Annotated in this window: 18 protein-coding genes; 3 read left to right on the forward strand and 15 right to left on the reverse strand. The window is 41.2% G+C overall.

Annotation, left to right across the window (positions count from 1 at the left end; translation table 11 throughout):
- Positions 1-15 precede the first annotated feature (15 nt).
- From LP316_RS13255 to LP316_RS13305, 11 genes are all read right to left on the reverse strand, one after another.
- A complete protein-coding gene (locus LP316_RS13255) occupies positions 16-945 on the reverse strand; it encodes a sensor histidine kinase (RefSeq protein WP_193021623.1) in 930 nt (309 codons plus the stop codon).
- Positions 942-1,487, reverse strand: coding sequence for a hypothetical protein (locus LP316_RS13260; RefSeq protein ID WP_193021624.1), 546 nt, complete (start codon positions 1,485-1,487; stop codon positions 942-944). The genes LP316_RS13255 and LP316_RS13260 overlap by 4 nt, the downstream gene beginning before the upstream one ends.
- Entirely contained in the window at positions 1,484-2,200 is a 717-nt protein-coding gene (locus LP316_RS13265; RefSeq protein WP_193021625.1) for a response regulator transcription factor, read from the reverse strand. The genes LP316_RS13260 and LP316_RS13265 overlap by 4 nt, the downstream gene beginning before the upstream one ends.
- 47 nt (positions 2,201-2,247) lie before the next feature.
- Positions 2,248-2,970, reverse strand: a complete 723-nt coding sequence (locus LP316_RS13270) for a spondin domain-containing protein (RefSeq protein ID WP_193021626.1) — start codon at positions 2,968-2,970, stop codon at positions 2,248-2,250.
- An 8-nt stretch (positions 2,971-2,978) separates the two neighbouring features.
- Entirely contained in the window at positions 2,979-3,674 is a 696-nt protein-coding gene (locus LP316_RS13275) for a spondin domain-containing protein (RefSeq protein WP_193021627.1), read from the reverse strand.
- 269 nt (positions 3,675-3,943) lie between these two features.
- Positions 3,944-4,357: a hypothetical protein gene (locus LP316_RS13280; RefSeq protein WP_193021628.1), complete on the reverse strand. Its 414-nt coding sequence runs from the start codon at positions 4,355-4,357 to the stop codon at positions 3,944-3,946.
- Positions 4,358-5,171: 814 nt separating this feature from the next.
- A complete protein-coding gene (locus LP316_RS13285; RefSeq protein ID WP_193021629.1) occupies positions 5,172-5,558 on the reverse strand; it encodes a hypothetical protein in 387 nt (128 codons plus the stop codon).
- Positions 5,559-5,667: 109 nt separating this feature from the next.
- Entirely contained in the window at positions 5,668-6,153 is a 486-nt protein-coding gene (locus tag LP316_RS13290) for a hypothetical protein (RefSeq protein WP_193021630.1), read from the reverse strand.
- Between the two features lie 75 nt (positions 6,154-6,228).
- Complete coding sequence (locus LP316_RS13295; protein WP_193021631.1) at positions 6,229-6,684, reverse strand: hypothetical protein; 456 nt, start codon at positions 6,682-6,684, stop codon at positions 6,229-6,231.
- A gap of 678 nt (positions 6,685-7,362) precedes the next feature.
- Positions 7,363-9,462 carry a M13-type metalloendopeptidase gene (locus LP316_RS13300; protein ID WP_193021632.1) on the reverse strand — a complete coding sequence of 700 codons (2,100 nt, stop codon included), beginning with the start codon at positions 9,460-9,462 and terminating at the stop codon, positions 7,363-7,365.
- A gap of 559 nt (positions 9,463-10,021) precedes the next feature.
- A complete protein-coding gene (locus LP316_RS13305) occupies positions 10,022-10,642 on the reverse strand; it encodes a hypothetical protein (RefSeq protein WP_193021633.1) in 621 nt (206 codons plus the stop codon).
- 57 nt (positions 10,643-10,699) lie between these two features.
- Between LP316_RS13305 and LP316_RS13310 the strand changes: the two genes are divergently transcribed.
- The gene (locus LP316_RS13310; RefSeq protein WP_193021634.1) at positions 10,700-11,095 is read left to right on the forward strand and encodes a hypothetical protein; all 396 of its coding nucleotides are present in this window, start codon (positions 10,700-10,702) and stop codon (positions 11,093-11,095) included.
- Positions 11,092-11,805, forward strand: coding sequence for an NAD-dependent epimerase/dehydratase family protein (locus LP316_RS13315; protein ID WP_193021635.1), 714 nt, complete (start codon positions 11,092-11,094; stop codon positions 11,803-11,805). The genes LP316_RS13310 and LP316_RS13315 overlap by 4 nt, the downstream gene beginning before the upstream one ends.
- Positions 11,806-11,815: 10 nt before the next feature.
- Here LP316_RS13315 and LP316_RS13320 read toward each other — a convergent pair whose 3' ends face one another.
- The 4 genes from LP316_RS13320 to smc all read right to left on the reverse strand — a co-directional run bounded on the left by LP316_RS13320 (position 11,816) and on the right by smc (position 19,000).
- Positions 11,816-12,151 carry a DUF3392 domain-containing protein gene (locus LP316_RS13320; protein ID WP_193021636.1) on the reverse strand — a complete coding sequence of 112 codons (336 nt, stop codon included), beginning with the start codon at positions 12,149-12,151 and terminating at the stop codon, positions 11,816-11,818.
- Positions 12,151-14,202, reverse strand: a complete 2,052-nt coding sequence (gene ligA, locus LP316_RS13325) for an NAD-dependent DNA ligase LigA (RefSeq protein WP_193021637.1) — start codon at positions 14,200-14,202, stop codon at positions 12,151-12,153. The genes LP316_RS13320 and ligA overlap by 1 nt, the downstream gene beginning before the upstream one ends.
- An 84-nt stretch (positions 14,203-14,286) precedes the next feature.
- Complete coding sequence (zipA, locus tag LP316_RS13330) at positions 14,287-15,489, reverse strand: cell division protein ZipA (RefSeq protein ID WP_193021638.1); 1,203 nt, start codon at positions 15,487-15,489, stop codon at positions 14,287-14,289.
- 13 nt (positions 15,490-15,502) lie between these two features.
- A complete protein-coding gene (gene smc / locus LP316_RS13335) occupies positions 15,503-19,000 on the reverse strand; it encodes a chromosome segregation protein SMC (RefSeq protein ID WP_193021639.1) in 3,498 nt (1,165 codons plus the stop codon).
- Positions 19,001-19,166: 166 nt separating this feature from the next.
- On the opposite strand from smc, the gene cysZ reads away from it, so the two are divergent.
- Positions 19,167-19,931: a sulfate transporter CysZ gene (gene cysZ, locus LP316_RS13340; protein WP_193021640.1), complete on the forward strand. Its 765-nt coding sequence runs from the start codon at positions 19,167-19,169 to the stop codon at positions 19,929-19,931.
- Positions 19,932-19,949 lie beyond the last annotated feature (18 nt).

A 19,949-nucleotide genomic window follows, 5' to 3' on the forward strand; every position in this document is an offset into this window, starting at 1 on the left:
CAATAAATTAATGGCTTATACCAATTTAAAACTAAACTCACTGCCAACACCTAATTTACTGGTCACTGAAATTTGGCTACCAAGCAGCTCGCAGAGTTTTTGACTAATGGTTAAGCCAAGGCCAATATTTTTTTGTTCACTGGTTTTCGCACTATTACTGGCTTGAAATCTGGCGTTAAAGATATTAGCTAATTCCTCTGACGCAATACCAACGCCACTATCTTTAACTGAAACCTGATACCCACCATTGTTAATGGCTAGCGCACATAGCACTATGGTTCCATTGGCCGGAGTATGGCGCAGTGCGTTATCGATTAAATTGCTAATTATTCGCTCTAGTTTATTTAAGTCACTTTCTACCATCATATAATGAGTTTCAGGCTCGAACACTAATGTGATGTTGTGTTGCTGAGCTTTCAACGCGAACTTTTCAACAATATCGTAAAGCACTTCCACTAGGTTAAAGCGTTCATTAATCACTTTTACATGGCCACTTTCAATATGAGCGAGTTCAAAAACTTGATCAATTAACTGGCGTAGTTGGCAACTATTTCTGAGCGCTGTTGCGATATAAACTTGCTCTTGCTCAGGTGTCAGTTCAGACTTATTCAACTGTAACGTTTCTAAATAGCCGTACAGTGATGTTAACGGGGTGCGTAAATCGTGTGATATTTCAGCAAGCAGTGTTTTGCGTTGGCTATCGACCTGTTGCAGTTGATTAAATTGCCGTTCAATGTGGGACATCATATCGGTAAAGATAACACCGAGTTGATGTACTTCATTTTTTGCATCATTGCGCCAATGGCTTAATGCGACATTGCTGCGATTAAAGCCCTGCTCTGTCACTAACTTCATTTCCTTATTGAGTAGACGCAATGGCGAGGTAATATTTCGAAATAGCCACAGCATTAAAATAAACAAAGCGATTAGACCAATAACGATCATGGCGATAGAGACCGCAAGCCGAGAGCTCTTTTGGCCTGCTCATAGGTATCAACGTAACGCTCGCCCGCTACAATAATGTAGAGATAGCCCATCAAAGTTGAACCACTAAAAATCGGGGTTGCTGAAAAGATTTTTTGTCGAGATGGGTGTTTAGGATCATCACCATAAACCGGCAGAGGGTGGCGATATTGAATGAGGTTATCAATGGGCTCAAGACTCACCTTCTTGCGTTTGACCAAGGCGTTATCGGCTGAGTAGGTTAAAATATTGCCCTGCTTATCAAGCAGGTAGAATTCAAATGCCGGCCCTAAGATCATCAAGGTATGAAAAAGATTATTCAGGCCGTCGTAATCATAAACGCCTTGCTGCAATACTGGGTTATCTCTCACTAGGCTGGGCGCTAGTGACAAATGCAAGCGTTGCTGAGATTCAAAGCGTGTTTTTTCCTCTAAATGTGCTCCCCAAAAATAAAATACGCTACCGATAAAAACAAATAGCACACTCAATACTACCGTGAGTTTTTGATAGAGCGATAGATTCACGCACAAACACCGCGTCGATTAAATTTATAGCCAACGCCCCAGACGGTTTGGACGATTTCAGGTTTAGTCGCATTGCGCTCAAGTTTTGCTCTTAAACGATTGATATGTGAGTTAACGGTATGCTCGTAACCACTGTGATGATAGCCCCAAACGGAAGAAAGTAGTTGCGAGCGTGAAAAGACTTGATCGGGGTGCTTGGCCAAATGATGAAGTAATTCGTATTCCGTTGCCGTTAGTTCAACCACTTCGTCTTTATAGATAACTTGGTGGGTTAAATGATTGATTTGTAAATCGCCCAAGCGAATTGATTGTTCGGTTTGCTCTGTTGATTTTAGTGTTTTAAACAGCGCTAGTTTTCTCAATTGCGCTCGAACTCGTGCTTGTAATTCACGGACACTGTAAGGCTTGCTGATATAGTCATCTGCGCCTAACTCTAGGCCAAGTACCCTATCGGTTTCAGAATCTCTTGAAGTTAACATAATAACGGATAACTCCGGTTGCTTGGTTTTGAGTTCACGACAAACATCTAAGCCTGATATGCCCGGTAACATAACATCGAGTATGACCAGATCAATGTCATGCTGAACTGCTAGTTTTAGCGCCTGCTCGCCAGAACTTGCATGAAACACCTTGAGCTGCAACTCGGTTAAATGTAACGCGACTAAATTGGCTAAATCTGGATCGTCTTCAACTAATAATACGTTTTGGTGCATGGTCACTATCCGCTTTTTATCGCAAATAGTGACCGGTTCAATAACCGTTATTGTGAGCGAGTGATCACCACTCTCATCGTTGGGTTATCAAACTTATGCGCTTCAGTAAGTACCGATGATGATAAACCATCGTCTACTGATACCACGCCTGAATGCATTGTCACAACATCGAGGATATCGTCACGCTCAGCATTGAAGCCTTCGCCGCCATCGGCAGGCCCAGGAATGGTGCCCATCATTTCACTATTTGCTTCTGTTCCTGCATCATATGAACTGGTTAATAGCGAAATACTTTCATCTAGGGCTAAATTAGCAATCGATTGTCCATTAACACCAGTAAAGGCGTCATTGGTATTAACTAACATAGTTGCCAAAGAGAGCTGCACTGGCATCGTATCTTGGATCGTTAGCTCAATGGTTGTTGAGGCTCCCGGCATCAAGATGCCGTCACTCGTTGCCGATACTAAGGCCACCGAAGTTTCTAATAAGCCACTGTTGTCACCACCTTCAGCCATCATCTCAATCGCCTCACTAGCACTTTCTCCCAAGTTAAAGAGATTACCTTCATCGTGCAGCACAACGGCAACGGGTGACATAGGTTGACCATAAGTTAGATTCGTCACCGTTACTTGATAGCTATAAATTACCGGTTCAGGTGTTGGTGGCTCTGGCGGTGTTGGCAAGTCGTTATCGCTATCAGAGCATGCACTCAATAAGACCAAGACGGAACTCAGTACACCGAATTTTAAGATATTAGGCAAGCGTTTCATAAAGCCTCCTACATCACAACAACAGTAACTTTAGCAACAGGGTTTAACCAGCGGTGCACGGTATTGTCTAAATCACTTGTGCCGCCGCTCGGGTTATCATCACCCAATACACCACGGTGAATGTGTACCATGTCGTTAGCTTCTTCTGTGGTAACGCCAGTAGCGCCAGTACCACCATCTCCACCTGGTGCAACAGGAATGCCCGGTGTACCTGCTGCGCCGCCACCATTGATAATTTCATCATTGGCTTCTGTGCCAGCATCATAAGCGTTTAGGTATACGGTATAAGTACCCGCTTCGGTTGGGATCGGCCACGCATTGAGTGCAACAAAGCCATCGTTCGTTGGCAACATCATGCCGGCGATAGATAAATACATATTACCATCGGCAGTATCCATGCTGGTCATGGTGGACGTAGCCGGCGCAAGTAAACCGCCAGCGGGGTTTTCAACAACATCAGCGCTCGCGTCATTAAGCGCCATGGCTAAACCTGAAATGTCGCCGCCTTCAGCCATAGCTTGAAGCTCAGCACTAGCTGTTTGGCCGAGTGAAAACAGCGCTACGCTATCATCGTGCGCCGCAACAATCAGCGGTGTGTAATGGATACCATTAGTGAGGTTGGTTACGGTAACTTCAAGCTGCTGCGCCATAGAGAACGGGCTTAGCGCCATTGTTGCCGCCAGTGTAAGTAATTTGCCTTTCATTTTTTATCCTTGTTATCGATTTAATGACAACTTGAGTATGAAAGGCAAATATCAAGATAAAATCACAAAATTATCACAATTTTATCACAGTAATTTTTTAATAATTTCAATGAAGTAAGGGAATAAGTTTAATTTTAATCACTGCCATTTGAACTAGCCATATGCTGACGAATTAGATCAACTCCTCATAGGTCATTTAAGCGATAAAACAATAGAGATGGTACATAACCATTTTTTAATATGGCGAAGTATTAAACCTCATAAAAAAGTTAGTTTAATTTGATAATGTTAAGACCTTGCATCAAATACCTGTAACTTTCTTTTTGGGCAGAATCACAGCTAAATGTGATTACGGTCTCGCTTTTATTGGGCGTAAATGTTGTATTTACTTCACTATATTTTTGACAAGCCGTTATTTCATAACCATCCAACAAGCCTCCTTCAAAATCATTTTCCGACACCAAAAAGAATAGCCTTTCATTAGCACACATTTGTTCCGCACACCGTTCCCACTTTTTGGTCTTGATTATTTTCAGCTCAACCCCTTCAGCCAACTTAGATTTGTCAACTTTGATTACTTCATCAATTGAATTCAAGAGTATTGATGTCTCTGTGTCTAATCCAGCCGTCATGGCAGATGTCGTGACTAGCACCAACAAAAGTACAAGAAACTTAAATCTCATTATTTAGATACTCCTCTGAGTCAACTGCATTAGAATCAACTCTCATTTTAAGGTGACCATGATCTAGTACATAATCAGGGTAGCCTTATTGCCATTAAAAGCGCTGCCGCGATTAAAGTTTAACCTGATGCGTTCGAAGGTTCGCACGCCCGCATAAACTCATTCAAATAAGTACGAACTATTGACGGCGATATTACCTACTTGGCTACAATTCAACTGACTGCTATTGTTTAACGCACGTCGAACTGCGCGTGTTTACATGTGACACACCACTACCTGGGCATCACTATTTTGTATTATTGCACTACCTAAAGCTTGTTTTTAAATACCTCGCACAAGCAGTAAACAATATAAATCATCAATGAATATATGAATAATATAGTGATTGAAAAAGCCGAGCTGAAAGCAACTGAAGCACCCGTTTCTAATGACTCATCCATCAAATAAGATCCTACGAAAAAATTCCAAATTATTAACAACAAGGCTGATATAGAAAATGATATGAGAGATACGATAAGACTTTTTAATCGTATTTCTTTTCTCCGACTAGCCAGTAAAACCAAAGCCCAAACAACTATGTAAAGCAAGAAATAGAAAATCATTTTAAAAATTGTCCTCGTAAGTTTCTAACCGCGTATGTGTATTGAATCAAAAAAGCTACCCGATGCAGACAAAGGGTTTGGTGTAGGCGTAAAGCTTCCTCAAGCTATTGATATTTATAAAATTAACTACTCACACACTGCCGAATACTGTCTATTCCTATCATTAGTATGTCTAAATCACCATTAAAGGCTATTTGTTGCGTTAATTTCAATTAGTACAACTTAAATTTCATTGAGTTTAAATATGAATTAACATCTGTACTAACACGTTGATAAGTGAGTCCTTCATTGAGTAGCACAAACTTATCTATGACTTTTAGTCGATTTACCATATAACCACCCTCTTGTTCAAATACGATACCTCCGGAGGTCATCACTATAATTCGATAAGTTCCTTCATAATCCAGAGAAAAAGCTATGGGTGTTTTTTCATTGACATAAAAGCTAGAAATAACAATCTCATCATTTGTTACTATTTCTACTTTCTCTATTGAATACGCCGATTCATTTACTAAATTAAGCCTGACATTACTTTCAAAAGAACAACGCGAAACAACAACAACTAGTATCAAAAATATAAAGTAAATGTTCTTCATCATATTTTAGTAACCGTAATCTTCAGTACTTGGAGTTACCATTAGATCTTGATTTATCTCACGACCAACGGACTGAATTAAGCAGGAAAAACAGTACTTGGTACCCCAAAATTTAGTAATCCTCAAACCATGAAGGCGACGAGCCTTGATAAAAAGCAGAGTCTATAAAAAACCACTTGTCATTAACGAGTTCAATAGCGGTTTCAATATAACCACTTTGCCAGTGTTTTCCCAACTGCTCCAACGATACTGGCTTGGTAAAGTCAATAATAGTAGGGTTGTAATATACAATAAGGAATTTATTCGTTGCCTCACCGTCTAAATTTATAAATGGCTTCACAAAAACTTTTGTTTCTTCGTCCATGAGCATGGTTCGTATATTGGATAGTTGGCTATTGAAGACATAGTCAATTTGCTCTGCTTTGCTGGCTTCCCCATTTAGTTGGAGCGCCAAAAGTTTTTGAAACGATATTTTGTCACCTCTAGCAACAATCGCCTGTAAATAATTCGCAAACTCTTCAGGATTTTTGCTACATGCACCTGCCTGAATAGAAAAAGTGATGCATAACACATTAATAAAAATCAAAAATTTATTCATTATGACCTCTTAGCTCAATCTAAAAATTACCCATAGGATCTGCCCCTACACCGTTTTTTCTGTTCACAGCATTGGCTAAGTAAAACTTTGCTTTCGTCGCAATAAAAGTAAAATAACAAAGGCAAGTGATATTCCCAGAACTACTGAAGCACTAAAAGAAACAACAAAAGCAGTGGATACAACAGAATAGGTCAAGTAAAAAACTAGCGTTGGTACTTTTAACTGTAAGCCTTTAAAGGCTATAAAATTAGTTATTAACAATACTACCATTATCAACTTTACAGCTATCAGTGATAATGATTCATCGCCTTGTTGCCGAGTCGTCTGGTGGTATTCATCTTGTTTATTAATTAATTGCTCGAATTCACTTTGTGAAAGGTATTCTTTTTGACTTTGGCTTTCATAAAACTCTGCGTAGTCAGATGGTACTAAAGATAAAATTTCTGAACTAATATAGTTAGTTGCCCATAAAATAAAGTAAGAGACGAGCATAATCATCAATAGTTGAGTTGTACCTTTATTAATACCCATAACCAAGTGTCCTCCTCAAAAACAAGCTTAAATACTCCGCCGCAATTAGGGTAATTTTGGAGGCCTCCTCTAAATTTGATGGGTTTGTTGTCCGTTAGTGCTTTTTCGCTCTAATTAGATGGTGATGTAATACTGCCCACAATAATAAAAGCGATTACAGAAATACCTGATAGCAAACCAACTTGTGATATCAACCATATATTTTTTGTAGGAAAGTTTTCTCGATGAATAATAACCAAAGCAATTAGTAGTATTAATGTTATTAACGAATTGCCCATCTGGTAATGGCCAATTGTTCCGTAGCTTGACAACATTAAACTTACGCAAATCTTACATAACAAACTAATTAATAATGTATTCGCAGCGATATACGTCAAAGATTTAACTAGCTCTGCATTAGTTTTTATTAAATTAATAACTAAGCACGTGAATAAAACTAGTAGAATTGAACCATAAATTAATTCATAAAGCCCCCCTCTCCAATAAAATATGAAGAATAATAACGTTATTCCTTCACTTACACCTGTTATCAGCAAACTACAAATAACCAAGCAAATTAGTATTAAAGATGTCATGCGTGGAAACTGTTTAAAATGTTTTCTTAAAAGCATGAGCGTTTAATCCTATTTTTTGATTTTTCAGCTCTTTCGATAAAATCCATATTTCGTATAAAAGTCATCACCACAGCGCGACCCGTTTTTCTGGTGCAAGGTATTGTTTATCCGTACTTTCAACCTCAAAAGCATCATAAAAGTCAGGTAGGTTCATCATGACACCAACAACACGGAAACGCGATGGACTATGTTCATCATTAAACGCCATGCGGGTTTGTGTATATGACATAAGTTTTTCTTGCCAAGACTGCGCATGGGCGATAAAGAAACGCTGTTGCCAAGAATAACCATTGTCAAATGCTAGCGAGGTGTCTTTATTGACAAGTTTAAATGCCTCAAAGGCGACTTTCAGACCAAAGAGATCAGCAATATTTTCATTCAACGTGTCCTTACCTTGAACATAAATCCCAGATCTTATTTGGAAATTACCATAAAGCTCGATGAGTTTATTATTTTGCTTTTCGATATAAGCCCTATCTTCTTCAGCCCACCAGTTAGCTTTGTTACCATCTCCATCATAGAAGCTAGCAGGGCCGAATAGAGCGTGACCTATCTCATGACCAATTACTGAGCCAATTCGAGCGTAAAGCACAAGTGGAGTCATTTGTTGATCATACATAGGCGGCTGTAAAAAGGCTGCTGAAAGTACAATGTCATTATCAGACACATTGTACCTAGCTTGCACCCATTGTGGTGCCTTTTGCCATGTCTTGCGCTCGACTGGATTACCAATCTTTTCAATATCTTTAGCGTAACGGTATTGCTTTAACGCGAGCATATTTCCATGTAAATTCTCGGAAGATAACTCAAGGCCACTGTAATCGGCAAACCCGCCCTCGTCGGGGTAACCAATTTTAAAGTTGATTTTAGTTAACTTGTCTTTTGCATTTGTCTTGGTTGATGCCGACATCCATTCAAAATCATCAATAACATTAGTCGTCGCCTGCAAGATGTTTTCAGTTAAGGCTTTAATTGCACCTTTTTGCTCGGGAGAAAAGCTATTTTCTACATAGAGCTGGCCTACCAACTCACTAAGGTGGTGGTTAACAAAGCTAACGGCGTGTTCCTCGCGTTTTTCTCTCTTTTTTTCCATCTTCCATCTAGGGTAAAACAACGCATTTCGATAATACTGCTTTTGATAAGCTTCAGGTAAATATGGTATCGCGTTATCTATCGTCAAAAATGTGAGATACATTTTCCAATCGCCAACCGAAATATCATCTATATATTTGCTGAGCTTTTTGAAATAGCCAGGATCGGTCACAATGATCTTTTCAGCATTTTCTAAACCCAGAATGGTCAACACGTTTCGCCAATTAATTTCGCCTTTCCACGCGGCAATTTCATCTGGGGTATGGGGAAAGTAAAAATTTTTGTAGTAATATTCTGGATCTTTTTGTCGCTGCTTATAATCAATTTTTTTATTAAAACTGACTAACTCCGTTTCAATTTCTATAATTTCTTCAGTATTTTCTTTTGCGTCATCTATACCCGCTAGCTTTTGAAGTTTTTCAACATAGGTCGAATATTTTTCGATTGAGTACTCCATTTTTCTTTTCGCGTCATGCGTAGTGTAATCGTACATACCAATGTTTAATTGCTTTGGGCTTAAATAAGCAACGTTCATACTTCTATCGCCTTGGTCTCGGCCTACTGTCACCTCAAACAAATACGCTGCGCCTTCGGGTACTTTAGCCGCTATAAAGTTGATTACATCAGCTTCGGTTTTTATCGCCGCAATTTTTTCCAGATCTTGAGTAAGTCCGGTTAATCCCTTGGCCTCCAGTGCCTCTATATCCATATAACTTTGATATAGTGCACCAATAACATTGTGTGTAGGCTCGGTGGTGTCGCTCATTGTGTTCGCCGCATCTTTTATTAAAAGAGCCACATTGTCTTCCGCCAATTGATTCACTTCAGCAAAAGTCCCCTTATATCTCTCCTTGAGGGTCGCTTTATTGTTTTCTAGCCAAATACCATTACTGTACTTGTAAAAATCATCTTGGGGTCGAATTAAGGGATCAATAGATTCAAGGTCTAGCTCGTGAACTGCAGGCGATTCTTCGTCAGTTAAATCTTGTGGTTTATCTTGAGCAGATAGTTGATCACCATAGCAATTTACCACTACTAACATGAACACCATAAACACGGTTAATTTTTGCATATATACTCCATTATTAGACCTATTTCTCAAGCTAGCTAAAGCGAATACTCTCTATCACTGCCTTTAGCGTGCCGAAGCCACGCTTGATTACTTACCCTTATCAGTAGCTGTTTACAAAAATAAGCTTTTAAAACAGCAGATTAGTGTAGATACATTTTTATAACAGTTATTAAACAGAAAACATGTAAAGACATGTAAAGAAATTAAAAAGGAATTCAATCAAGCGCCTATCCGTTGGGCACTTTATGAGGGTAGTTAATTTTTATTAGCAAGATAACGGGTGATATTTAGCTCGAAAAAGGAAGGCAATCTGCTTAATATTAGTCAGTTCATCATATTTTTAGATGCCGACGTGTGCCCAACATCATTCAGTTAAGTATGTTTTTAGATTCCGACCTTCGTCGGAATGACTCATAATCGTAGAAATGACTCATAATCGTCGGAATGACTCATAATCGTTATATCGGCGAATGCCTGCATGGATGCAGGCAAGTAACACGATGCAGGAGTGATTGTCGAGGCCGGTATATCATTTCCCAAGTTAACGACAATTAATGAATTAATTTTTTAGTAACGTGTCTCGGCCTTTACCGCGATCGTAAACGTCACTTTGGTTGAAACCTAAAGTAACGTGAAAATCTTTGTGGCCGAGTTTAACTTGTTGCCTAAAGTATTGCCCCTCAGGTGAATGAGCAACCACGTAATAGGCGGTATGCTTGTCATTAGATACGCGTCCTAAACCGAGCAGTTCCACTGCTATCCCCTTGGCTAAATCAAGTTTACTGGTATCAATGGTTTGATATTCATAAGGATTAATCAGCGTTAAATGAAAGCTATAGTGATCTCTTGCTCCTTGGTTTTGCCGAAAGGTATCATAGTCATCGCCTAAGTGTGTTTTCATTTGGGCGAGGTACTTATCAACTTGTGCCTGAGAAATCCTGCCGCCTAGGTAAACCAAGCCGCTATTATCTTTTAATTCAACGGGTTTAATGGTCAACCAATGGCTGAAGTTTTTATCCTCTGAGATAGAAAACACCTTTTCACTGTTGTCTTTAAGTGCTCTAGCAATCGGCTGTTCTTGCTCTTGGCTGTGTGTTTGGGTCTTTACCTGTCCAATCACTGAATAGCTAGTCAGTACGATCAACGCCGTTAATGTCGCTGATAAAAGTCGATATGTCATTTTAAACATCACCAATCCATTATATTATTGCGCATTATTTATCAAAAAATTGAGTTTATGTTGTCTGCGCTTTGGTTCTCACCAGAACACTATCACGATATCGCCCAAAAATACTACCCTAAACGCTGGCACTTGCTGTGGTGGAGTTTTTTATCTTTTGTACTGTTTGCGGCTCTGGAATATCAAATCGCTAATCAAACGCCAACACCGCTTATTTCCTTGGCGCTATTTATTTTGTTTTTTGCCCTGCAAGCGCTAGTGCTTGGCGCATTTTTGTTTTTCTTTAAAACCCTGCCGTCAAAGCAGTTTAGTGCACAGCAGCAATCGCTAGCCTACCGCTTTTACCGTACCATTGAATGGGCTGAAACCCTATTATTTAGTTTTCTTTTGCCCCTGCCAGCACTAGGTTTTGTTTATGCCACTTTGATGATCCTAACTAGGGCAACATCATGAAAGTACTTATATTCGGCGCCAGTGGCTTAACTGGCAATTCGCTGGTTGAGCAATTACTTGACCATCATGCAGTTAGTGAAATTCATCTAGCGTTAAGAAAACCGCTAAATGCGATAAAGCAAAACGACAAGCTTCACACACATATTGTTAATTTTAATCATCATCACCAGCTCACTGAGTTAATTGAGTCGCACAAGGTTGATGTGATCTATTGTGCATTGGGCACAACCATTAAAAAGGCAGGTAGCCAAGCGGCGTTTAAAGCCATTGATGTTGATTTAATTAGTGCGATTGGGCGCGCCGCAATCGCGTCAAACCACTGTCACAGTTTTTGTATGATAAGTGCGCTTGGCGCAGATGCCAGTAGCTCAGTGTTTTACAATCGCTGTAAAGGGCTAACCGAGCAAAACATCATTGAAGCATTGCAGCAAACTACTGGCAAAAATTTAGTGATTTGTCGGCCGAGTTTACTTAGTGGTCATCGAGCAGAGTTTCGCTTGGGCGAACATATTGCCAATGTAATTAGCCGGATTTTGCCATTTATCTATACTGGCCGTTTGGCGAAGTACAAGCCTATTGCCGTGTCTACCTTGGCAAGCGCGATGATTAACGCCACCTTAGCTCAGCCACATAGTAACGATACCACCACAGAAAGTAAGCTAAGCATTATTGAAAATGATGCTTTACATAGATTAGGACAAGCGCATTAGGCCATGAATATTAGATATGGCGCTGTTTTTGTGCGTACATACCAAGGCCTGTGAAGATAACAAAATGCACTGGCACCAAGTACGCCAGTGGCACTTTTGCTAATTGCTGATGCAAAAGCCCAGTTAACCATACCGTTGCTAAGCCGTAGCCGAACGCGCAAACTACGACAAAGGCAATGGTTCGAACGACAAAGTGATACCTTGAGAACATCTTCTTAATATGGCTGTTAATTTGATTACCAAATAACACTAACAAGGTCGCAACAATCGCCATTGCCGCTTGATATTGATAGGGCTTAAACCATGCGCCGAGTTCAATCAGCGCATTGAGTACAACACTCGTCATTATAAAACCTGATGCGCTTTTAAAAGTGCAATTAAATCATCTTCACTGAGTACTTTAACCCCTAAAGATTGCGCTTTCGTTAATTTTGAGCCCGCTTTTTCGCCAGCAACTAAGTAGTCGGTTTTTGCTGACACACTGCCTGAAACTTTTGCGCCAAGGCTTTGTAGGTGAGCTTTGGCGTCATTACGCCCCATTTGGCTTAATGTGCCGGTTAATACGTAGGTTAAATCAGCGAGTGGCTGCTCGTCTGCCGACTTAACTTCAATACTCGGCCAGTGAATACCGCTGGCTAATAAAGCGTCAACCACTTCATTATTATGCACTTGAGCAAAGAAACTGACGATATTTTTCGCAACAACACTACCAACATCATTAACTTCAATGAGCTGTTCTGTACTGGCGTGGCGAATCGCTTCAAAGGTTAGAAAGTGTTGGGCTAAATTACTCGCCGTCGTTTCACCCACTTCGCGAATACCCAGCGCGTAAATAAACTTCGCCAAGGTCGTAGATTTACTCTCATCTAAACCGCGAATCAGTTTTTGCGCTGATTTTTGGCCCATGCGCTCTAATGTACTCACTTGAATTTCGGTGAGTTGATACAAATCAGCCGCGTGCTTTATCAGCTTTTCATCAACTAACTGTTCAACTAATTTATCGCCTAGACCGTCTACGTCCATCGCTTTTCTTGAAGCAAAGTGTTTTATCGCTTCTTTTTGTTGCGCGCCACAAAACAAACCGCCCGTACAGCGCAACACTGCTTCGTTTTCTGGCCGCTCAACGGCAGAGTCACACACCGGACAAGTGCTAGGAAAAACAATATCTCTGGCATTATCAGGGCGTTTAGCAACAACGGCATTCACTACTTGTGGAATAACGTCACCGGCGCGTCGAATGGTGACGGTATCGCCAATTTTAATACCTAAGCGATTGATTTCATCTTGGTTGTGTAACGTTGCATTACTGACGGTAACGCCGCCAACATAAACCGGTTTAAGGCGAGCAACTGGCGTGATTGCACCGGTGCGCCCTACTTGAAACTCGACATCTTCTAAAATAGTTAATTCTTCTTGCGCAGGAAATTTATACGCCATAGCCCAGCGTGGTGCTTTGGCAACAAAACCGAGTGATTTTTGCTGCTCGATACTGTCAACTTTTAATACCGTACCGTCAATTTCATAAGGTAAGGCATCGCGAGCATCAAGAATACTTTGATAAAACGCTTGGCACTCGTCTTCATTTTGCAAAAGCTTCACTTCTGGACACATCGGTAAGCCAAGCGATTTTACCAAGGTTAAGCGTTGATAATGACTGTTTGGCAACACGTCCTCAGATAAGTCATTGCCGTCGAGATCGCCAACGAAACCTAGGCCATAGGCGTAAAACGCCAAGTTACGCGATGCCGTAATTTTCGAATCTAATTGACGCAAACTGCCTGCTGCTGCATTTCGCGGGTTAGCAAAGACCTTTTCACCTTTTTTAACGGCATTGGCATTAAGCGCTTCAAAACTCGCTTTTGGCATAAATACTTCACCGCGCACTTCCAGAACTTCGGGTAAATTATCACCGCGAAGCTTCAATGGGATACTTTTTATCGTGCGAATATTCTCGGTAATGTTTTCACCTACACTGCCGTCGCCACGGGTTGCCGCTTGCACCAAGATACCGTCTTGATAGCGCAGGCTAACTGCTAAACCATCAAGTTTAGGTTCAGCACAAAACGCTATCTGAGTAGACGTTTTTAAACGCTCTTTAACCCGTTTAATGAACGCCTGCCACTCTTGCTGATCAAAGACATTATCAAGTGATAACATCGGTATTTGATGAGTCACTTGTGAAAATGCTTTAAGTGCTTCACCACCGACTTTTTGGCTCGGTGAATCGGCGCGTTTTAACGCAGGGTGCTCATTTTCCAACGCCGTTAGCTCGCGCATCAAGCGGTCGTACTCAATATCGGGTACCGTTGGCTCGTCAAGCACGTAGTATTGATAGTTGTAGTCGTTTAATAAATTGGTCAGGGTTTCAATACGATCAATTATCGCTTGGTCAGACATAGGGCTTTCTCAATAAATGGCTGCAAGGCTATAAAGCTAGAAGGCTGAACTGATAAATTCCCTCTAGCTTTCAAGCGTTATGGCTTATTTTTGGGCAATGCGATGCTTGCGATCAAACTCGCGAATTTTCGTCATGTAATGTTGCTCGGTTTGAGCGGTCATAACACAGCGTTTATCGTCAAGAATTTGGGCATTAAATTCACTCGCAAGGTGACGTGCTGCTGCGAGCATTTGATTAAACACTTCAAATGGATCACCGGCGTTTGGCAGGGTCATAAATAAGCTAACCCCTTGAGTGGCAAAGCTTTCCATTGTGTCTAAATCAAATGTACCAGGGTTCAGCATATTAGCTAGACTAAAGGTGACTTTGCCATTACCAGCGTTATCTTGATGGCGATGGAAAATGTTCATGTCACCGTATTTTAGGCCTAACGTGAGTAGCGAAGGCAATAACGCAGCGCCTGACATTACATGATTTTCAGGCATCACCACGGAGATGATCAACACTTCTGGCTCAATATCCACTTTTTGTGGTTCAGCCGGCGCAACTTTCGGCTCTTCAACTTGCTCTAACTCAAAAGGCTCACCAAATGTCGGCTCTGGTTTACTGGCATCCAATTCGTCAATATCACCAAAATTAAACCCCATTTGATTGCGTTTAAGCGCTTCTTTTTCCGTTTTAGCAACTTTGGTTTTCTTGGCCGGTTTCGCTTTCTCAGCAGCAGCTGGCTTTACCTTGGGTTGGGTAACTGGCGTTTCGTAAAGGGGCTCAAGCGCGATAGTTTTTTCGATATTTTGCGAGCGTTGCTGATCATCAGCAGGCTCAAACGACTGGCTCGAGTAATTGGTTACTGGCGCTTGTTCATTGTTTTGTTCAAGGTTTTGTTCAATAACAACCTCTTCTTCAACACGCGGTGGCTGATACGCACTGTCGTCTTGGCTTTGCTCAAGTTCAACGTGATGTTGCTTTACCGCAACATCTTGCGGCAGTGGTTCGTCATTAAAATTTGGCGCAGGTGCTGGTTGTAATGGAATTTCGTCATCTTGCGGCGGGTTTTTGATCTCGCCAGTTAATGCACTGTGTTCAACAACTCTTGGCGCACTAACGCCGTATTGGTCAAATCCGCTTTTATCGAGAATAGGTTCTTCACTACTTATTGGCTCATCTGAGGTTTTAAGCTTATAAGGATTTTTATTTTTTCGGATAGTCCACAAGCCATGAACCAAAATAGCTCCGATGACAACAGCACTGATAATAATTAATGCATTTCTGAAATTATCTTCCATCGTATCGCCTTCGTTATGATAATTCTGCCATTGCAACAGCTTCGTCAATATCAACAGCAACCATGCGTGAAACACCCGGTTCATACATGGTTACGCCAGTTAACTGCGAAGCCATTTCCATGGCTATTTTATTATGTGATATATAAATAAACTGAACGGTTTGAGACATTTCTCTTACCAAATTACAAAAACGGCCAACATTGGCATCGTCTAACGGCGCATCCACTTCATCAAGCATACAAAACGGAGCGGGGTTCAGTCTAAAAATTGCAAAAACTAATGATAAAGCGGTTAGCGCTTTTTCTCCACCCGATAATAGATGAATTGTGCTATTTTTTTTGCCCGGTGGTCTTGCCATGATAGTTACCCCAGTGTCGAGTAGGTCATCGCCAGTTAATTCTAGATATGCACTACCGCCACCAAAGACCTTTGGAAATAGTTGCTGGAGATCATGGTTAACCTGCTCAAAGGTCGATTTAAACTTAGCGCGTGATTCTCGGTCGATTTTGGCAATCGCCCCTTCTAACGTTTCTAGGGCTTGATTTAAATCACTATCTTGCTGATCGAGATATTGTTTACGCGCTAGTTGTGCCTCAAACTCATCGATAGCTGCTAAATTAATCGCGCCTAAGCGACTAATGTCTTGCGCTAAGCGGTTTATATTTGCCTGCCAAAGCGATTCTTTTGCATGACTTGGCATATTCGCTTTAATTTGCGACAAGCTCATATGCTCTGGAATAGCTTCAAGTGCTGTTTCAGCCCTTAGCTGATAGTTTTGTTGGTTGATATAAAGCTTATTGAGGCTTTCTTTATCGCGCTCTATTTGGCTAAATATTTGCTTTTTATCTTGCTCGCACTTGGCTATTTGCTCTGATGCGCCAGCTAATAATTGATGTTGTAGAGCTAGTTTTTCTTCCAGTTGATGTAATTGCAATTGCAGCTCAGTTAATGCCTGCTCGTCAGTGCTCAATGGCTGAGTGAGATTGTCTTGCTCGAAACCGACTTCTTGCAATTGTACAGACAAGCCATGTAGTTGTTCTTCTAGGCGCAGCTGATGTATTTGCGCTGATTTTTGCTTGGTTAGCGCGGTTTCGAGTGTGACCTTATGTTCGTGATGCGTTTGTTGCAATTCAAGGAATGCCTGTTGCTTTTGGTTCAACGCATCGTTAACCGCTTTGCTTGCTTGCTCCAAGGTATTGAGATCGATATCGCCTTGCTCTTGCAGCTCGTCTTGTGAATAGATTAATTCACTTAGCTGTGCTTCAAGTTCTATCAGTTGTTCGTCAATCTGCGCTAGCTGCTCTTGCGCTTGTTCAGCTAATGTAAGCTGATGGCGGTAGGCCTGTTGATTAAGCGCTAGGGTTTGTTTAGCCGAGTTAAGCTGCGCATCGGTATCAATTAACTGCTGCTTTATCTGGTTCAATTGTTGATCAGATTGGGCACACGATTGAGTCGCTGCTTGATGCTCATCGTTCAAACGCTCTAGATGCTGGTTTAGCTGAGTTAACTGCTCATCGATTTGGCGAAGTTGATGTTGCTTGTCTAGGACATCAGGCGTGTTTTGCAGTTGGCCAACAGAAATAAAATTTGCTGAAAGCCATTTGCCAGATGGTGTGATCAACGAGTCGCCGTCAACCAAATTATTTACCTGCGCTGAAAGCTCGCTACTGCGGGTAACGAGTTGAATGTGATTGAGCTGACTAATTAACCATGGAAAGAACTCAATACCATCAATTTTACTGGCAAGGCTATTGGCCTTTACGGGTATAGGTTGTGAGGATTTTATCAGCAATTGATAGTTATACTGGCCGTCAAAATCGGTTAGTGACGTGATGTCATCAGCCGTGATTTGTGCTTCAAGATATGGCGCTAATACTTTTTCTGCCGCTACAAGCCATGTTTCATCAACGCGAATATGTTGATAAAGCTTACCCATTAAGGTTATCTGATGGTTAGTCAACAGCTCATCAAGCGAGTTGTCATCGTCACTTATAGCAAGTGATTGGCTTAATTTTTCAGCTTGTTGGCTCAACTGACTAATTTGCCAGTTAGCTTGTGTAATGCTTTGCTCAATATTGGTTGCGTTTTGCCTTAAAAGCCTTGTTTGCTCGCCGTGTTGAGTCAACTCTTGTTGCCTTGAGGTTTGCAGCGCAGTTAATTGTTCAACCAGACTCGCTTCTTGTTCGATCAGCGTATTTAACTGCTGCGAGTCTTCTTGTTGTAGTTTTTGTGTGAGTTGTCTTTGTCGCTCTAAAAGCTGTTGCTGTTTAGTTTTCGCGTGTTCGATGTTTACTTGAAGTGACGACTTTTTAACCGCCTGTTGCTGTGCCTTCTGTGCTTGAGCTTGATAACGCGCTTGAGCATCTTGGCTCTGTTGTTTCAATTGACTAATATCATCGTTTAACACGCCTAAATCAGCTTTACTTTGCTCTACCAAGGGTGAAGTTTTCTCGATAATTTGTTGCAAAGATGATAGCTCACTCAGCTCTTTAGCGAGTTGTTCATCGAGTTGTTGATGACGCAATTGATGCTTGTCACGCTCTTGGCTCAATACCTTTAATCGGCTAGTGGCGTGTTTAATATTTTGCTCTAAACGGACAACTTGCGACGATAATCGCACTTTTTCGCTTTGCAGGGCTTCCAACGTTTGCGACTGTTCACTGTTGGCCGTGCGAATCTTACTAATTTGGTTATCAGCGGCGATTTGGTCGAGGACCAACTGCTCAATTTGTTGTTGTAGCTGGTTAATTTTCGTTTGTTCAGCTTGGGCTTGTGCTTGGTATTTTTGATGGCGCAACAAGGCCAGCTCAGCTTTAAACGTGCGCTCTTGGCTTTTTAATGTGCGAAAGCGTTTAGCCGCTTGCGCTTGTTGATCGAGCTTTTCAATTTGTTGGCCAAGTTCAAAGCGAATGTCACTTAATCGCGCTAGATTTTCTCGGGTGTGCTTAATTCTGTTTTCGGTATCTCTGCGGCGCTCCTTATACTTTGAGATACCCGCGGCCTCTTCAATAAACACCCTTAGCTCTTGCGGTTTCGACTCTATCAGCCGAGAAATAGTACCCTGTTCGATAATCGCGTAACTACGCGGACCAAGGCCGGTGCCCAAAAATATGTCGGTAATATCTTTGCGACGGCATTTACTACCGTTTAAAAAGTAACTATTAATGCCCTCTCGATTCACCACCCGACGAATAGAAATTTCATTGCGATCTGCAAGGTGTTGCGCCAGAGAATCTGAGACCGTGTTATCTGAATGCTCAAAAATCAATTCAACACTGGCTTGACCAACGGGTTTGCGCGATGCTGCGCCATTAAATATGACATCGGTCATAGCATCGCCGCGCAAATTTTTTGCCGAGCTCTCGCCAAGTACCCAACGCACCGCATCAATAATATTTGACTTACCACAACCATTTGGCCCAACAATCGCGGTCATTTGCTGGACAAATGGCACTTTAGTTGGCTCGACAAACGATTTAAAACCGGCAAGTTTTATTTGCTTGAGGCGCATGTAATATTAAGAACCCAAGTTGATTTTATTATTGGAATTATCCCAGTACTTTATCAAACTTATATGTACTTTGTAACAAGTCTGCACTGTCGCATAAAATTTTATTCTTTATAATGACCTAAATCAGGAGTTTGGTTCAGATATCAAACAATTATTAGGAGTTTTCATGGCAGTAGCACCTTACAAAAAACAAACAGCGACATCGGGGGCAGGATATTTCCTTGCAGGCTTTTCATTAATTCAATCTAAAGGAATTAAACGCTTTGTTTTGATCCCGTTGCTAGTTAATCTGATTTTATTTTCCATCGCCTTTTATTTTGTCTTTCTCGAGCTCGATCACTATATTGCCCAACTAACCGGTTGGTTACCGGAAATGCTCAACTGGTTGAGTTTTATCATTTGGCCAATTGCTGTTATGACCGTGTTAGTCGTTTTTTCGTTTATTTTTAGCGCTGTAGCAAACTGGATTGCCGCACCTTTTAACGGCCTTTTGGCGGAAAAGATGGAGCTTATTTTAACCAATCAACCGATTGGAGGTGGCGGGTTAGCCGATGTTGTTAAGGATATCCCTCGTACCTTAAAGCGCGAATGGCGAAAGCTTATTTATTATATTCCACGCGCACTCGGCTTTTTAATTTTGTTAATGGTGCTGCCATTGATAGGTCAGATATTGTGGTTCTTGTTTGTTTCGTGGATGATGGCAGTTCAATATAAAGACTACGCTTTTGATAACCATAAAATTGCCTTTGAAGAAATGCGTAGAACGCTCAATCAACACAAAGGTCTGAGCTTTAGTTTTGGTATTACTGTCGCCGTATTTGCGATGATCCCTGTCTTGAACCTAATTGTCATGCCGGTTGCCATTTGCGGCGCAACAGCCCTCTGGGTTGATAATTATCGAGCAGATTATCTTCATGGCAACTACGAATAAGTTGACCGAACAAACCAT

Source organism: Thalassotalea sp. LPB0316 (genome assembly GCF_014898095.1).
In the GTDB taxonomy this organism is placed as follows: domain Bacteria; phylum Pseudomonadota; class Gammaproteobacteria; order Enterobacterales; family Alteromonadaceae; genus Thalassotalea_G.

Excerpts from the sequence above, each read along its gene's own strand:
- cysZ (WP_193021640.1), top strand. The coding sequence starts at position 19,167 with ATGGCAGTAGCACCTTACAAAAAACAAACAGCGACATCGGGGGCAGGA.
- LP316_RS13285 (WP_193021629.1), bottom strand. The coding sequence starts at position 5,558 with ATGATGAAGAACATTTACTTTATATTTTTGATACTAGTTGTTGTTGTT.
- LP316_RS13300 (WP_193021632.1), bottom strand. The coding sequence starts at position 9,462 with ATGCAAAAATTAACCGTGTTTATGGTGTTCATGTTAGTAGTGGTAAAT.
- LP316_RS13315 (WP_193021635.1), top strand. The coding sequence starts at position 11,092 with ATGAAAGTACTTATATTCGGCGCCAGTGGCTTAACTGGCAATTCGCTG.
- LP316_RS13280 (WP_193021628.1), bottom strand. The coding sequence starts at position 4,357 with ATGAGATTTAAGTTTCTTGTACTTTTGTTGGTGCTAGTCACGACATCT.
- LP316_RS13275 (WP_193021627.1), bottom strand. The coding sequence starts at position 3,674 with ATGAAAGGCAAATTACTTACACTGGCGGCAACAATGGCGCTAAGCCCG.
- ligA (WP_193021637.1), bottom strand. The coding sequence starts at position 14,202 with ATGTCTGACCAAGCGATAATTGATCGTATTGAAACCCTGACCAATTTA.
- LP316_RS13305 (WP_193021633.1), bottom strand. The coding sequence starts at position 10,642 with ATGACATATCGACTTTTATCAGCGACATTAACGGCGTTGATCGTACTG.
- LP316_RS13255 (WP_193021623.1), bottom strand. The coding sequence starts at position 945 with ATGATCGTTATTGGTCTAATCGCTTTGTTTATTTTAATGCTGTGGCTA.
- LP316_RS13265 (WP_193021625.1), bottom strand. The coding sequence starts at position 2,200 with ATGCACCAAAACGTATTATTAGTTGAAGACGATCCAGATTTAGCCAAT.
- LP316_RS13270 (WP_193021626.1), bottom strand. The coding sequence starts at position 2,970 with ATGAAACGCTTGCCTAATATCTTAAAATTCGGTGTACTGAGTTCCGTC.
- smc (WP_193021639.1), bottom strand. The coding sequence starts at position 19,000 with ATGCGCCTCAAGCAAATAAAACTTGCCGGTTTTAAATCGTTTGTCGAG.
- zipA (WP_193021638.1), bottom strand. The coding sequence starts at position 15,489 with ATGGAAGATAATTTCAGAAATGCATTAATTATTATCAGTGCTGTTGTC.
- LP316_RS13295 (WP_193021631.1), bottom strand. The coding sequence starts at position 6,684 with ATGGGTATTAATAAAGGTACAACTCAACTATTGATGATTATGCTCGTC.
- LP316_RS13310 (WP_193021634.1), top strand. The coding sequence starts at position 10,700 with ATGTTGTCTGCGCTTTGGTTCTCACCAGAACACTATCACGATATCGCC.
- LP316_RS13290 (WP_193021630.1), bottom strand. The coding sequence starts at position 6,153 with ATGAATAAATTTTTGATTTTTATTAATGTGTTATGCATCACTTTTTCT.
- LP316_RS13320 (WP_193021636.1), bottom strand. The coding sequence starts at position 12,151 with ATGACGAGTGTTGTACTCAATGCGCTGATTGAACTCGGCGCATGGTTT.